Origin of the sequence: Paenibacillus sp. 2TAB26 (assembly GCF_052115145.1) — a bacterium.
In the GTDB taxonomy this organism is placed as follows: Bacteria; Bacillota; Bacilli; order Paenibacillales; family Paenibacillaceae; genus Pristimantibacillus.
Genome location: NZ_JBFRGC010000010.1, coordinates 23,077 through 37,200, shown reverse-complemented (window position 1 = coordinate 37,200; position 14,124 = coordinate 23,077). Strand labels below are relative to the sequence as shown.

The window sequence follows — 14,124 nt, the reverse complement described above, 5'->3', positions numbered from 1 at the left end:
GATGAGAGAATTGTTGGATCTATATGCAAGCGACTATTCGGCTGCTGAGCAGAAGCTTAGCGGCCTTGAGGATGATCAAAGCAGCATTCACTATCCAACCGTATTTCTATACATCGGAGATGAGGCAGGACATGCGATTGAACCTATGATTCAATCCAATGAACTGAAATGGGACAACAATGCCGGCGTTATTTATTTCCATGTCTCGTCGAGTGAAGCAAATGCTGCCTCTGGAAGTGCAGGTTATAAAGCATCGTCATACCATGTGGCAAATCGTAATCGATCTGCCCCGAAGGTGACGAGGGTAGCGCTTACGGATGTTGTAGATGGCAAAACGGATAATCGCACCAAACGCAAAGATATAGGCACCGCATTCCATAAGGAAGGGCGTCATCTAGCGGATCTCAACCGGGCGCTGCGTCAGGTTAGCGATACAATTGCTGATTACGGCCGATTGTACGCATCTTTCGATCGCCTTCATCTTGCTGTCATTACAAGGGTTGATGATCCATTAAACGTGCTTGTTCCAGAAATATCGCTGCTTGCTCAATCGATTTTTTTGCAGCTGTTCAAATCCGTTCAAATGGATTTGTACGCTTTAATTAATGAACGTGAGCAATCAGAGACGTTTGGTTTGGCAAGCGCAGCGGGTATCAGCTTCCTGCGCGAGCTGGATGGAATGCAGCGGCCAGATTATTCTTTTTCGGCGAGGCTTCAGGTGACGGGTGATGGATTATCAATTCCGGTCACCCACAAGGCATCGCCATTATTTGATCTTGTTTATGTATTATCTGATCGCAATGAGCGGGGAATTACAACGCTTAACGGGATGCAGGATAACTATGAAATCATTTGCAATATTTTGCTGTTGAAAAACAGGAGGAGAAAGGAAACACAGGTACAATCGAGTGACGTAAGCTACAACAACTCTTCTTTCAAAAACAGTCTCATGACGGAATCCGGAAGACAGGGGTTCGTGTCAGCGGGCTTGTCCAAGGTGAAACGACCGAATCATTCGATTGCGTTAACCGTCCTCTATCATTTCTTTAAACAAATAAAAGAGCGGCTGGAAATTGCTGACCTGCAGGGCAGCAAGGAAAAGCTGTCTTTCTTTGGGCTGGATGCAGCTGCGATGGACACTAGAATGCTCGATCTCGTACCAAGCCAGGACAGTCTCATCGATATGTCGGGTCTTCTAACGAACAACATTCGTTATGATCAACTGCGGCGCATGTCGCTGCGCGATGCAGAGGAAGCCTTGTTCGGAGATGGCTGCACCATCTTCTTCCGTAAGCATTTCACTAGTTCAGCTGAGGTGAACTTAGGTTATGTGAAGGCCTCAGAAGAGCTGCGAGCCACTGTAAACCGCAATATGAAAGATCAGCCATTGTTTAGCTTTTTCCAGGTTGCCAAATGGACAGACGAGAAAAATGAGACAGACAGCGTCATGACAGCTGTTCGCGCTCGAATGCGCGATTTGGTCAGAGAGATTGATATCGCTCAGGATGAGCTTGGTCGAATCCGCGAACAACGTGTGGATGATTTGAAATTTCAGCGTCTTCCATTTATGGACAAGCAAAATGTTCGATCCTTTATACGCGCTTTTTTTGATGCGGTGTACGGGCTGGAATGGCAGCTTTTACGACTTGAGACGGAGCTTGCTTTGTACCGTAAATTTGCTGCTGAGCTGGAGCGTCTTCATGAGAAGTACCGAATTCGCGTAGAACAGATGGCACTGCTAGAGGAAACGCTGAATGCGGCGGCTCAGCACAGTATCCGTTCAGCAGATGATTATATCGGGCAGAACATCTTCGAGTATTATGAACGAGTGACTGCGGCTGTCATGACGGATATTGAAGAGAAACGCGGCGCATCCATATTTTTTGAGGAACGATTTCTCGGCAATGTGACGGAGCTTCTGCAGCAGGGAGATTCCGCGTTTCTGGAGCGATTAATGGAGATATGCCGAAAGTACATTTTGACAGCAGAGCCTTTTGCACAAACCTTTGAAGAGGAGCTGCTGCTGCGTGCAAATGTATCCGTTGCATACAGCAATCGCAAAGCTTTATCGAGGGACGAGCTGTTTCACCGATTATACCGGACACTGGAAGAGCATGCGGTCGTTCATATTCGTCTTCTCGACTATACACATGAGCATCGTTATGAGGAAAAATATTTGTTCGGAGATCGCGAGAGTGAATTTATCCGATATGCACTTGGCGTTGACGAATCTTCACGCATTTACAAGCTGGGGTGTGTACATGAGAAGCGCAGCAGCGGTGTAGAAAAGTTGAATATTATGGGCGGCTTTCATTTAGAAGATTTGATGTATTATCGAAACGGTAAAGTGTATTATGAGACCTATTTGCAAAATGGGTATGAATTTCACACGCTTGATCCTGCTCTGCTGCCTGATCTTCGCTGACCGATATACATCAACAATTGCTACGGTCCACTAGCAAGTAGAAAGGGTGCTGTTATTATGCAACGAAAAATAAATGGGCTTCTCTTATTGTTCAGCTTAATAGGAGGCGCAGTAGGATTTGTCATCGGGGAAATCATACTGGGGGCGCTGTCAGAAATCTGGCCGCGCTTTACCGTCGTTGGGCTTTACTTTGGCGTTCTTGCTTTATGCATTGGACTGGCCTGCCTGATTGCTGAAATGATATCGCCTCGTTTGAACGGAACTTCGTGGCGTCAGCGTTATACCGGATTATCGTGGCAGCTGCTCGTACCGTCGACGCTAGTTCTGCTGTTTGCAGTCGGCGGATTGCTGCAATTTATTTACGGCGCACATTTTGGCGGTGCGAAGCAGGTAAAGGATATAGTGCTTGTCATCGATAATTCAGGAAGCATGCTGGAGACCGATCCTGATAACGAGCGGTATTCAGCTGCGAAGCAATTGATTCAAAACATGGAAAGCGATAAACGCGTGGCGGTGGTTGCATTTCACAATACCGCACAATTGATACAGCCCTTTGTTAAAGTAAGCACACAGGAAGAGAAAGATAAAGTAAATGCGTCAATCGACTCACTTGAGCCGACGGACGGCGGTACAAACTTTAGTCTAGCGCTTGGCGAAGCAATGAAGACGATTAAGGATAAGGAAAAGGCTGGGCGCGGGACAATGGTCATTCTATTGTCGGACGGTTTCAGCGAATCCGATATCAATAAGCAAATTGCACAATTCCAAGAGCAGCAAATTGTCATTAATACGGTAGGCCTTAGCGTTGCAGATTCCAAAGGCTCTGCCTTGCTGCAGCAAATAGCTGATTCTACCAATGGAAGCTATTACGATGTATCGGAAGCGAACGGGCTGGCGCTCGTATTCCAAAATATTTACAATACAATCGATAATCGGACGCTTCTAACTGAAAGAACGGGATCGCTTGCGGACAGCACGCTGTATACACTGCTTCGTATTTTATCATTAGCCATTATCGGTGCAGCTTTAGGAATGTCGCTCGGATTGTTTTTCGACAATCGGTTTTTGGCATTAAGCTTTGGGGCAGGCGGTATTGTAGGCGGTTTGCTGGCTGGCTTCATTTTGGACTCCGGCTTGTCCGGGGATATGCTCTCTGACGGTTTATCACGTCTATTCGCTGTTCTTGTACTGGCAGCCATTATTAGCATTTTCACACTTGTTGTTCCGATAAGGGATAATAACAGTACAAACCGTTATGATGGCGGCAGAAAAAACAGCAATAGAGATCAGTCCACAAAGGCGTTAGGCGAACGGACGAAGGACAGCCGCAGTCATGGATTTTAAACGATGCGGGAGGCGGATATAAAATGCGGTTTATCGATGCAGAGGATGGTTCTCCGATCATCAGCGGTTTAACTCGCGTGTTGGAGGAGGACCGCTGCACGCTGCGCTGGATTTGGCCGGGCGGTATAGAAGCGGTTTACATTGGGAAAACACCGGCTGAGCAGGCGGCGGAAAGCCCCGTGGATATAGGAACTGTCAAGTTGTACACGAAGGCAGAATATAAAGCGAATAATGGCTATCATAGCCGATTAGAGGGCATCGGACGTTTTGTCTTTACGGTATATGCCGCACTGGAAGGGAGCGGCGGTCCGCAGCTCATCCTTCAGCCTAATCACGAGAACAGCATCGAAATAAGTGCTGGCCGAGCTAAAATTCATTATTCGATTACAAATAAGAGCGGTTTGTTCAGAAAGTTCAAAACGATTCAAATTCAAGTTTCAACAGAGGTACCGATTGGGAAAGACGTACTTTGTTATGTGAAAAAGCAGGGCAGCTATCCAGCGAATAAAGAAGATGGCATGCTGTATCCGTTCGTTGCGCCTTTCGCAGCTGGAAAAACCGTTTTGCCTGCCATTGAGGTTGGCAAACAGGATTTTATACGATTGTTTTTCACTGATGGCCGAACGTCTGGACAGATGTACGAATTGATTTCAGTATAAAGGAGGAAGATCGCATGGGTATTTTCGATCTTTTCAAGAAAAAGCCGGAAGCAAAGCAAAGGCCTTTGTTTTATGATATTGTTTGCCCCTATTGTTTTAGTAAATTTACACCGGATGAGGTTGTATTCCGCGCTTCACATTCCCGTGAGGATGATGAGGATTATGCGCTTGGAGAAGATGATGAGCTGAATAAGTATCGTGAGCGTTTTGGCCTTGATTCTGTACATGATATGGAAGCGGTGCTCTATCCAAACGACGTGCCTGAAGAGCATCGGATTTACTCAGACCATGTATTGATTGGAATAAATGACCGCTATGGCGAGTTGACACGCAGAAGACTTTGCCCAAAATGCCACAACGAAATTCCAGTAACGGCAGGCAAGGTGCCGAGCAATATTATTTCAATCATTGGCGCTTCACAAGTAGGCAAGTCGGTGTATATGACCGCGTTGATACATACGCTGCAGAACACGACAGCGGATCATTTTAATGCAGCCTGCATGCCGCTTAACGCTGAAATTAGCCGGAAATTCCGAACCTATTACGAGGAGCCGCTGTTTGAGCGCGGCGATCTGCTTGCGTCTACCCAAAAGGAAAAGATGCAGGAGCCTTTTATTTTTCAATTTGTTTTTAAAGATGAATCGAAGCCACCGCTTACTCTCGTATTTTTTGATGTCGCTGGCGAGGGCATGGTAGAGCAAGATTATCTTGGTTTGCATGGTCAGCATATCAAAAATTCAGCAGGCATTTTGCTGATGGTAGATCCGCTGCAAATTCGCTCAATCCGCGAGAAAATTAGAATGAATCTAGGCGATAAGCCCGGTGAATGGGTTTCCCAATACGACGAGCCGCGCGACGTAGTTCTGACGATGTTTGGCGACTTTATTGCTTATCAGGAAAACAACAAAACGGATATTCCGACTGCCGTCGTTTTAACGAAGAGCGATATGCTTCATTCGCTAAAGGATGAAGATGGAGAATATATTAAATCGAACAGCAATATTTTCAACAACATGGTGCATCGCAATTATTTTAACCTGACCGAGTTTGAAAATATTGATGGAGAAATCCGCCGTTTCATCGAGAAGGTCGATCGTCCCTTTAAAGGTACGATGGATGTTTATTTTAAGGATACGGCTTATTATGCGGTTTCCGCACTCGGCAGCAATCCCGTCGATCAGAAGCTGCAAACCGTCGTCAGTCCCATTCGGGTAGACGAGCCCTTCATTTGGCTGCTTTATAAGCTGAACTTCATTGAGGGGAGAAGAGAATAGTGCGCGATTCTACGCCCAGCAGGATGATTCAGCAGCAGATGTATGCACGGGAAAGACGCGGCATTTTCAGATCCACGGAAGGTTATGACACAATCGCCAAATCAAGCGGTTTGGAAGCATCATTTGTCAAAAAAGTGCTTCATCCGTTTTGTGTTTATGATGCCCCGACTGAGCTGGCTACCCGCGGTGAGAAGGACGGTTCCGCGTATCCAGAGACGATGCACTTGCTTCATTTGGATAATGGCGATGTGCTGCTTGGCAGAAGCGTTTATCAGGCAGCCGACTTCACGGGTCTGCGCAGCGCGTTTTTTACGCATAACTTTATTATTCCAAGCGGTCATAGCAGCAAGCCTGCAAGTGATTATATGAACTGGCTGCAAGCCGCTTTCGCAGATCAATATAATATTGACAGCGGTACGGAAATAGCAGAGCTGCTAGAGCTTCCGATTCAGAGTGCAGCAGCGATTAAGCCGTCTGCTCGTTCCATCCTTTCTTTGCTGAACATTTCAGAAAAATCGTTCAAACAGCTGCTCTATGCGGTAATGGCAGCAGTCGGGGGTAAGAAAAAGATCTATGTTTCGCTTGATGTTCCAATCAAACAGCTGCCGGACAAGGCAAAACAGCTGCTTAGTGTGCTATATGCGAGTTTACCCTACGCCTTCCGCAAGCAGCTTGGTTTCATAACTTATGCGAAAGAACCGGTAAGCCGCAAATCGGTTCATCTTACGTTCGTAGAGCAAGGAAGCCTCCGCCATGGGGATCGCAGCATCGAGAAGGATTTTACGTTTGATTTCGGCAACGACCGAATGATGAATGTTGATCTGGACGGTATAGATCAGCCATTTTTGGATTTTGCATGGGATAACTTGGATCGTCCTGACCGTACGGATAGCTTCTTTCAATTCGCTGAGCTGATGCTGGCAGATATGGGGGAGGAGCGCGAACTCGCAGCAGCCAGTTATCATGAGCTATGCGTCGTTTACCAAATCGAGGAAGGCAACGAAAAGTTATATGAATCGCATAAAAGCGCGGTAATGCGGAGCTTGATGGATTATTTGCAGCCATCCGGCGCATTGGATGCCAAGATGCGCTTGAATGATTTATTTCTGTCTCGATTTGATTATGAGTTTGACCGCGCTAGGCAAGGAGTAGTGCCGGAAACCTTCATTGTAGATGTGTTTACACAATACTATCAAATTGAAGGTAAACATATCGAAAATAAGCTGGTTTCCTTTTTCCTTTTAGCATTGATAAATGCAAGAAAGCAGAGTGAGCAAGACGCGGCGGCTTCCTTCTATGCGGCAGTTGAAAGCAATCCTGACTTTAGTATAGCTTTTTTCACAAGAGTCTTAGTAGATGCGAAGCTAAGTGCAAACTTATTTATTCCATTCCTTGAGCAAAAGCTTAAAGCAGCTGCAGGAGCCAAAAGTGTTCTGCAGCTCATTGAGCAGTGGGGCAATGCTCATCCTAAGCTGTACGGTGATGAAGACTTTTTTGTACTGGTCCGCCAGCAGCTCATCGAGAAGCTGAAACGGGAGCGCCACTCGCTGCCAGCGACGAGCAAAGCGCTTGAGCAATTGCGCAGCTTAGCAAGTGAAGGTAAGTTTGGCGTGCGAAAACAGCTGCCGTCTCATGATGCGGTAGAGTTTTATACGGAGCTCGAGCTTGCGGCTTATCGAGCAATGTTAATTGAACTTGATATGGAAAGATTGACGAAGGATCAGCTCATGCTGGGCGAGTTTCTCAAATCGAAGGATCAGCTGAAAAAATGGAATGGACAGCTGAGCGATCCGAGGCAGAAATCAGCAGCGCTTGAGCTGCAGGCGCTTTACGAATGCTTCGCATTCCCGGAGCCAACGGTAGATTTATTCGAAAATCTATCCCCAGCAGAGATCGACCGGGTGCAGCTCGTTGGTCGCCGATTGCTTGCCAATCAGCTGGAGTTAGCTGAGTTTCCCCGTCTCGTGCTATTGTTTCTTCGCAGCTCGGATATGGAATCAGTGGATTATGCCACGCTCCTCAACTATTTGCAGCAAAACGCGTCTCAAAAAGATACGGTATATCTGTTTTTCCGATGGGCAGAAAAACATCCTAGTTTCATGCGCTCGAGAGGTTTTGTCCCTGCCTATGTAACTGCAGTAGTCAGCTATTTCACAAAACATGACCGGGATGCATTTAAGAAACGAGCCAATTGGAAGCAGCATTTTGACAAAGCAGGCCCTATTCTTAAAGGTGTATATAAACAGGCGGAGCGCGAGCTATCCTCACCGCTGACTAAATTTTTTCGCAGGAATCGTAAATCGACGTTTATAACATCGTTATCGGCTATAGGTATTGTACTAATCGTAGCCGGCATTATGTTTGCCTTCGGCGGCAAGGATGATGTGAAGCCTGGTGGTGCTGTTTTGCCTGAAACGACTCCTGAACCGAGCATAACCCAGCCGGATACAATCGTATACGTGGAGCAAAATGCTGCATCAGTGGGCAAGAAGGCTGCGACCACCCTCGTCTTCGCATTTAAGGAAGCAGCAGCTTGCGGACTGTTTAAGCCTAGCTCATTGACGGTAGAAACGCCGGGTGCTGAAGCAGTTTCGTACACGACACTAGAAGTTACTTCTGATTGCAAATCGGATACTGGGAGTAGCAGCACTGACGGAAATCAAGTTGAAAGCTCATCACAGCCGACGGAAACAACGGATTCGACTGCCAAAGAATCCGATAAGCCGACGCCAACGCCAACACCGGCTGAAACTGATTCACTGCCGACAGCTACCGATTCTCAGACGGAGCAACCGAGCAATACTGCAATAAATGAAGCAGACTATACGAACCGGGTTGTAGTTAACCTCGGTAAGCAGGTTGATATACCGGAGAAAAGCATTATCACAGTCGGTGAATCGAAGTATGAGATTTCCGTGCTGCGTGTTGTTGCGCCATAACCAAAGCAACGTATTTATAAGAATAGGAAGGGTTGTTCCGTTAGTAGTTTTACTACTGCTGGGACGACCCCTTTTTTCTTTTTAGCTAATCGGCTATTAAAATGATGAAATTGATTAATGTCATAAAAGTGGATAAGAAAGTTGAATTTATGATAGAGACATAGGGTCTGCAATATTTTACAATATCGGTACTACAACACGAACAAGGAGCTGTTTTTCGATGAAAGGTATTAATAATCCGATAGTCCCAGGCTGGTATGCTGATCCTGAAGCGAGAACGTATGAAGGCAAGCATTGGATTTATGCTACCAGGTCCATTACGGAATATACGAAGCAATTGAATTTGGATGCGTTCAGCTCAAGCGACCTGATCCATTGGGAGAAGCATGAGAGCATTATTGAAATGTCAGACTTTCCATGGATGTGGAGAGCGGTTTGGGCACCTACAATTATCGAGAAACGAGGAAAATATTATTTGGTTTTTGCAACAAACGATATTCAAAGCAACGATGAGATCGGCGGTTTGGAGATAGCCGTATCTGACCGTCCTGAAGGACCATTCAGAGGATATCTGGGAAAACCGCTCATTGATCGATTCATTCATTCCGCTCAGCCGATTGATGCTCATTTGTTCAAGGATGATGATGGAACGATCTATTTATATTATGGCGGCTGGCGTCATTGCAACGTAGCGAAAATGAATGATGATATGACGGGGTTCATTCCACTTGAAAATGGTGAAACCTTTCTCTCCATTACGCCTGATGGTTATGTTGAAGGACCTTGTATGATAAAGAAGGATGGACTGTATTACCTCATGTGGTCGCAAGGTGACTGGGTGAACGGCTCTTATTGCGTTGCGTATGGCGTGAGTGAGAATCCTTTGGGTCCATTCGAGAATAAGGGCATCGTGCTTGAGCGACAAGAGCCTATTGCGGAAGGGCCAGGACATCATGGGTTCCTCCATTTGCCAGAGAGTAATGAATGGCTCATTGTTTATCATCGCCGTATTATTGGTGACCCTGAAGCGGGGAATCGTATGCTTTGTATTGATAAAATGATTATTGCTGACGGGGAGATAAAACCGATAGTTATGACAAATGCTTGGTAGTTGTTATCCCTTGAAAAGTTTCTATAGAAAAGCTATTATCGAAGTTAAAAGGCTTGTATTTGCATGGAACTAGAGCTTTCAGGCAAAATAAAATGCTGAAAGGAAGAGCATGATGTGCCGAAATATTAAAACGTTATTTAACTTCGATCCACCGGCAACAGAAGAGGAAGTAGCTGCCGCTTCGCTCCAGTTTGTTCGAAAGCTATCGGGATATCAGTCACCATCGAAAGCCAATGAAGAAGCATTCAATGTTGCGATACAAGAGGTGGCTGCGGCAGCCCAGAAATTGCTCGACACGCTAGTTACCCAAGCTGAGCCGCGTGATCGAGAGGTCGAAATCGAGCGTGCCCGCGCAAGAAACGCCAAAAGATTCGGTACGGCGGAAGCTTAGCGGTTGGAGTTCTTATACCACTAATAGTTAAATGAACCTCAGATTTCTCTGAGGTTTATTTGATTAGGACATCTATAAGGAGTTAGTAAAAGCCTTTTTTTGTTATGATGATGAGGCTTTTGCTATTTTCCATTGTTCATGAGCAAGCTGAATTCTTTTCCATAGTTCATCCCGCTCTTGACGGCTGTAGTTGACGAGTTTTTCTTCAAAAACCTCGCCCAACACCTCGAGCCACTGGGATTGACTCACTAATTCCGTCTGCCTCACACCGTCAGTTCCTCGTTCATTCCAAATGCAGCCTCGGATTTCATTGCTTCCGCCAGCATGTCTATTTCTAATTAAAAACATATTGATCCATGGAGATTCTGCGGAGCGGCTGTAATGCTCATGCTTAGGCTCAAACTCTGTCATATCCGCCAAAACGGTAGAATCATAATCCACGCCAACAAATGACGCAGATGGATCATGCTCTAAGCGCCATCCATTTGGAACAACAAGAGATTCTGTTACTTTATAAATAAAAGGGTTTTGGTTATACGTTCCAGCAAGAAGAGGCAGCGGCTCAAAAGGCATATCGCCTAATCCAACATCAATAATCCATTGTTCTTCTTCGTTGTTTTCGTTCAACAAGTGAGCGGTTAGTCCAAGGTGAAACGAGTTGATACGAGGCTCGGCACCTAGTGGCTGTACGCCTGCCCGGTGGAATGAAACCTTGTAGCCTAATGAACGCAGAAGATGGCTAAATGCGCCATTTAAATGAAAACAATATCCGCTTCTGCCATGGATAAGGAGCGGGATGGATTGTTTGATGTGAATTCCTGCGGGCTTACCTGCAAAAACATCAATGGTTTGCCAAGAAAAAACTCTTACATGGGCTCTATGAAGCTCAAATAAAAATGCCTTGGTTGGCTCCTGAATATCTGAGATGCCAAGCCTGCTTAAATAAGCTTTTATTTCTTCTCTCGTCAACGGTTCCATAACGATTCACCTCTATGGCTCAAACATCGTTTTGAGCTTCTTTATTTTATTGCCTTTATCACATCCTAAACGAGAAAGAGCTAGAGAACAATGTAGAAATGTAAAGACTGTACCGGTACAGCGTCATTCAATGAATGGTTAGTCATGATGACCAAGTCCTTATACATATACTTTTTTGAAGAGCATACCGAGAGGAGACATCTGCGTGAATAATCAGGTGCGTTATTATAAGCCGTTTATTAGCCCTTTAGATCCCTGCCCGCCTATAAAAGTAAAAAGCTTCAGCACGCCGCCTCAATTATTTATTACCTTTCAACCGCCCAATTTACCTCAGTTTTCACCTCATGAAGCATTGAGATATGGTACACTCTGGCCTATGTTGTATAGCCCATATGATCCGAAAAACGACAGACAGGAAGAAGGTGATTGACGGTGGCGATCATACTTGATGAAGAGTATTACAAGCTGCTGCATGATTTGCAGGCGGTAGATTTTGTACTCGTGGAGCTGAATTTATATTTGGATACTCATCCTACAGATTCCAATGCCATACATCAATACAATCAGTTCGCACAGCTAAGATTGCCTATCGTACAGCAGTATGAATCGAAGTACGGGCCTTTAAAGCATTTTGGCCAAAGCTTCTCCACAAACCCTTGGTCATGGAATGATACACCATGGCCTTGGCAGGTATAAATAGTGGATAGGGCTAGTAGGAAATCTAGAGGAGGCACCGTACATGTGGGTTTATGAGAAAAAACTGCAATATCCCGTTCGCGTAAGCAAATGCGATCCAATGATGGCTAAGTTTCTAATGGAGCAATATGGCGGTGCTGATGGTGAGCTTGCAGCAGCGCTTCGGTATTTAAACCAGAGGTACACGATTCCGGATAAAGTCATTGGATTGCTAACAGACATAGGAACTGAGGAATTTGCTCATTTGGAAATGATTGCTACAATGATATATAAATTGACAAAAGATGCAACGCCAGAACAGCTTAAGGCTGCAGGTCTAGGTGCTCATTATGTGGCTCATGACAGCGCTTTGTTTTATGAGAATGCAGGCGGCRTACCGTTTACGGCTACCTACATTCAAGCGAAAGGCGATCCGATTGCTGATCTGTATGAGGATATAGCGGCGGAGGAGAAGGCTAGGGCGACGTATCAGTGGCTCATTGATTTGACGGACGACGTCGATCTGCAGGACAGCTTGAAGTTTCTGCGGGAGAGGGAGATTATACATTCGCTGCGGTTCCGTGAAGCGGTCGAGATACTTAAGGAAAAGCGGGATGAGAAAATATTTTATTAGATGGAACCTCTCTGCAGGGTACTGCGGGGAGGTTTTTTGCTTTTGCCTGCTGATGTTAAGCTAACAGCAAGAAGAGTGTGGTGGACCGGCTATTTATTATCGCTCTTTCTTTTGCCAGAGTAACACATCCGCTAACCCTACAATTTGATTGATCACACAAGTCCATCGGGACTAAGCGGAATTTCAGTTATACGTTTATAAGCAGTGGTGTACACAGAAGAGTTGGAAGCAAACCGACTTAGATGGAATGAAGTAAACCGAAGGACGTACGAGGTCGTTCAACCCTTTTGGGCGTATCAACGTTTTGTTCTTAACGAGAGAACATCAGATACCGGCATTAGAATGGGATTTGGACTTATGGAGGCTGGAATGAAATGTGTGGGATATGCGGAATGTGATACAAAATGCGAAACATGCCAAACATTCACGCAGCATGAAGCTCATCCTAAAAAAAGTATTACACAATCTGCCTAACGTGCGGATCTCCCAAAAAACAACCTACTCACGAGAGTTTTAAAATCTTACATGATCCAAACGAAAGGATGTGGAGTGCTTATGATGGTTGCGGGATTTCCTTGCCAGGCTTTCTCCATTGCTGGAAAGCGTGAAGGATTTAACGACGCTATTAGAGGGACAGTATTCTTTGAGATCATCAGGTTCGCATCTATTCTCAAACTTGAATTTATACTCCTTGAAAATGTCACAGGACTCCTCAGTCATGACAAAGGGAGAACGTTCGAGACTATCATCGGAACGTTGGATGAGTTGGGGTACGTGGGGGAGTGGTATGTGCTTAACAGCTCGGCCTATGTGCCACAAAACAGAGAACGAGTCTTCAGTGTCGCAAGTCTTAGAGGATCAAGTGGACGAAAAATATTTCCTTTCAGAGGAGAAAACAACAAGCCTGCTAAAGACTCTAAAACAATAGCTTCTAGGGTCATGATCGCTGGAAATGTAAATCCAAGCAGAAGAGGTATGAATGGCCAAGTAATTGCAGCAAACGGACTAGCGCCGACACTTACAACGAATAAGGGTGAAGGTAACAAAATTTTAGTTAATGTATCACAAAAGACAGGTGTCAACGAAGCAGGAGAAGCAGCTTGTTTAGATGCAAGTTATTTCAAAGGATTAGGAGCCAATCAAGCTCGAACAGGGGTCATGGAACCCATGGCTGTATTAATACCTGACCGCGAAGAGAAAAGGCAGAACGGACGTAGATTTAAGGAGCCAGGAGAACCATCTTTTACGCTAACAGCACAGGACAAACATGGAATCTATGATGGTTATCGTATTCGCAAACTGACACCTCTTGAATGTTTTCGACTGCAGTCTTTTCCGGACGATTGGTTTTATACACTCAAAGGATATGGGATAAGCGATTCCCAATTATATAAAATGGCAGGCAATGCTGTAACGAGCTGAGTTGCTTATGAAATCGGTAAACGATTGATGGATTCCTTCAGATTTTAATGTACTTGAGTAATGCAGTCTGTTCTGTGCTGCATTAATTTTTTGTATAAACAGTATCTACATTGTTATCTAAGGGTAATAAAAGTAGTACATGTTAGGTTATCAGCATTATCATTTCCCTCAACTAATAAAAGGAAGCAGCCGATCATTATGATTGGCTGCTACTGTGTTTTTTTGAACTATGGTTTCCCGTTAGTTCAACGATTTATTGATTTTAGACTTCA

The 14,124-nt window shown here is 45.1% G+C and carries 13 protein-coding genes; 12 read left to right on the top strand and 1 reads right to left on the bottom strand.

Annotation, left to right across the window (positions count from 1 at the left end):
- Position 1 precedes the first annotated feature (1 nt).
- The 7 genes from AB4Z50_RS13340 to AB4Z50_RS13310 all read left to right on the top strand — a co-directional run bounded on the left by AB4Z50_RS13340 (position 2) and on the right by AB4Z50_RS13310 (position 10,143).
- Positions 2–2,425 carry a transcription initiation factor TFIID gene (locus AB4Z50_RS13340; protein WP_441879760.1) on the top strand — a complete coding sequence of 808 codons (2,424 nt, stop codon included), beginning with the start codon at positions 2–4 and terminating at the stop codon, positions 2,423–2,425.
- A gap of 57 nt (positions 2,426–2,482) precedes the next feature.
- Complete coding sequence (locus AB4Z50_RS13335; protein ID WP_441879484.1) at positions 2,483–3,769, top strand: VWA domain-containing protein; 1,287 nt, start codon at positions 2,483–2,485, stop codon at positions 3,767–3,769.
- Positions 3,770–3,792: 23 nt separating this feature from the next.
- Complete coding sequence (locus AB4Z50_RS13330; RefSeq protein WP_076269552.1) at positions 3,793–4,428, top strand: beta-mannanase; 636 nt, start codon at positions 3,793–3,795, stop codon at positions 4,426–4,428.
- Positions 4,429–4,442: 14 nt separating this feature from the next.
- Positions 4,443–5,702 carry a TRAFAC clade GTPase domain-containing protein gene (locus AB4Z50_RS13325; protein WP_339208235.1) on the top strand — a complete coding sequence of 420 codons (1,260 nt, stop codon included), beginning with the start codon at positions 4,443–4,445 and terminating at the stop codon, positions 5,700–5,702.
- Between the two features lie 23 nt (positions 5,703–5,725).
- The gene (locus AB4Z50_RS13320; protein ID WP_441879481.1) at positions 5,726–8,641 is read left to right on the top strand and encodes a GAP1-N2 domain-containing protein; all 2,916 of its coding nucleotides are present in this window, start codon (positions 5,726–5,728) and stop codon (positions 8,639–8,641) included.
- A 220-nt stretch (positions 8,642–8,861) separates the two neighbouring features.
- The gene (locus tag AB4Z50_RS13315) at positions 8,862–9,752 is read left to right on the top strand and encodes a glycoside hydrolase family 43 protein (RefSeq protein ID WP_441879479.1); all 891 of its coding nucleotides are present in this window, start codon (positions 8,862–8,864) and stop codon (positions 9,750–9,752) included.
- A gap of 112 nt (positions 9,753–9,864) precedes the next feature.
- A complete protein-coding gene (locus AB4Z50_RS13310; protein ID WP_076269556.1) occupies positions 9,865–10,143 on the top strand; it encodes a DUF2277 domain-containing protein in 279 nt (92 codons plus the stop codon).
- Positions 10,144–10,245: 102 nt separating this feature from the next.
- Here AB4Z50_RS13310 and AB4Z50_RS13305 read toward each other — a convergent pair whose 3' ends face one another.
- Complete coding sequence (locus tag AB4Z50_RS13305) at positions 10,246–11,121, bottom strand: arylamine N-acetyltransferase family protein (protein ID WP_441879477.1); 876 nt, start codon at positions 11,119–11,121, stop codon at positions 10,246–10,248.
- Between the two features lie 205 nt (positions 11,122–11,326).
- Here AB4Z50_RS13305 and AB4Z50_RS13300 point away from each other — a divergent pair, with 205 nt between their 5' ends.
- The 5 genes from AB4Z50_RS13300 (at position 11,327) to dcm (ending at position 13,852) form a co-directional block, all read left to right on the top strand.
- Positions 11,327–11,551, top strand: a complete 225-nt coding sequence (locus tag AB4Z50_RS13300) for a spore coat associated protein CotJA (RefSeq protein WP_076269558.1) — start codon at positions 11,327–11,329, stop codon at positions 11,549–11,551.
- A 2-nt stretch (positions 11,552–11,553) separates the two neighbouring features.
- Positions 11,554–11,817: a spore coat protein CotJB gene (locus tag AB4Z50_RS13295; protein WP_144376813.1), complete on the top strand. Its 264-nt coding sequence runs from the start codon at positions 11,554–11,556 to the stop codon at positions 11,815–11,817.
- A 43-nt stretch (positions 11,818–11,860) separates the two neighbouring features.
- The gene (locus AB4Z50_RS13290) at positions 11,861–12,430 is read left to right on the top strand and encodes a manganese catalase family protein (RefSeq protein ID WP_441879474.1); all 570 of its coding nucleotides are present in this window, start codon (positions 11,861–11,863) and stop codon (positions 12,428–12,430) included.
- A gap of 207 nt (positions 12,431–12,637) precedes the next feature.
- Positions 12,638–12,904, top strand: a complete 267-nt coding sequence (locus AB4Z50_RS13285) for a hypothetical protein (RefSeq protein WP_441879472.1) — start codon at positions 12,638–12,640, stop codon at positions 12,902–12,904.
- A gap of 51 nt (positions 12,905–12,955) precedes the next feature.
- Positions 12,956–13,852, top strand: a complete 897-nt coding sequence (dcm, locus tag AB4Z50_RS13280) for a DNA (cytosine-5-)-methyltransferase (protein WP_441879470.1) — start codon at positions 12,956–12,958, stop codon at positions 13,850–13,852.
- Positions 13,853–14,124: the final 272 nt, after the last annotated feature.

What these genes read in the sequence shown, in the direction of transcription:
- AB4Z50_RS13325 (WP_339208235.1), top strand. Translation starts at nt 4,443, where the DNA reads ATGGGTATTTTCGATCTTTTCAAGAAAAAGCCGGAAGCAAAGCAAAGG.
- dcm (WP_441879470.1), top strand. Translation starts at nt 12,956, where the DNA reads ATGATCCAAACGAAAGGATGTGGAGTGCTTATGATGGTTGCGGGATTT.
- AB4Z50_RS13335 (WP_441879484.1), top strand. Translation starts at nt 2,483, where the DNA reads ATGCAACGAAAAATAAATGGGCTTCTCTTATTGTTCAGCTTAATAGGA.
- AB4Z50_RS13305 (WP_441879477.1), bottom strand. Translation starts at nt 11,121, where the DNA reads ATGGAACCGTTGACGAGAGAAGAAATAAAAGCTTATTTAAGCAGGCTT.
- AB4Z50_RS13320 (WP_441879481.1), top strand. Translation starts at nt 5,726, where the DNA reads ATGATTCAGCAGCAGATGTATGCACGGGAAAGACGCGGCATTTTCAGA.
- AB4Z50_RS13330 (WP_076269552.1), top strand. Translation starts at nt 3,793, where the DNA reads ATGCGGTTTATCGATGCAGAGGATGGTTCTCCGATCATCAGCGGTTTA.
- AB4Z50_RS13310 (WP_076269556.1), top strand. Translation starts at nt 9,865, where the DNA reads ATGTGCCGAAATATTAAAACGTTATTTAACTTCGATCCACCGGCAACA.
- AB4Z50_RS13340 (WP_441879760.1), top strand. Translation starts at nt 2, where the DNA reads ATGAGAGAATTGTTGGATCTATATGCAAGCGACTATTCGGCTGCTGAG.
- AB4Z50_RS13315 (WP_441879479.1), top strand. Translation starts at nt 8,862, where the DNA reads ATGAAAGGTATTAATAATCCGATAGTCCCAGGCTGGTATGCTGATCCT.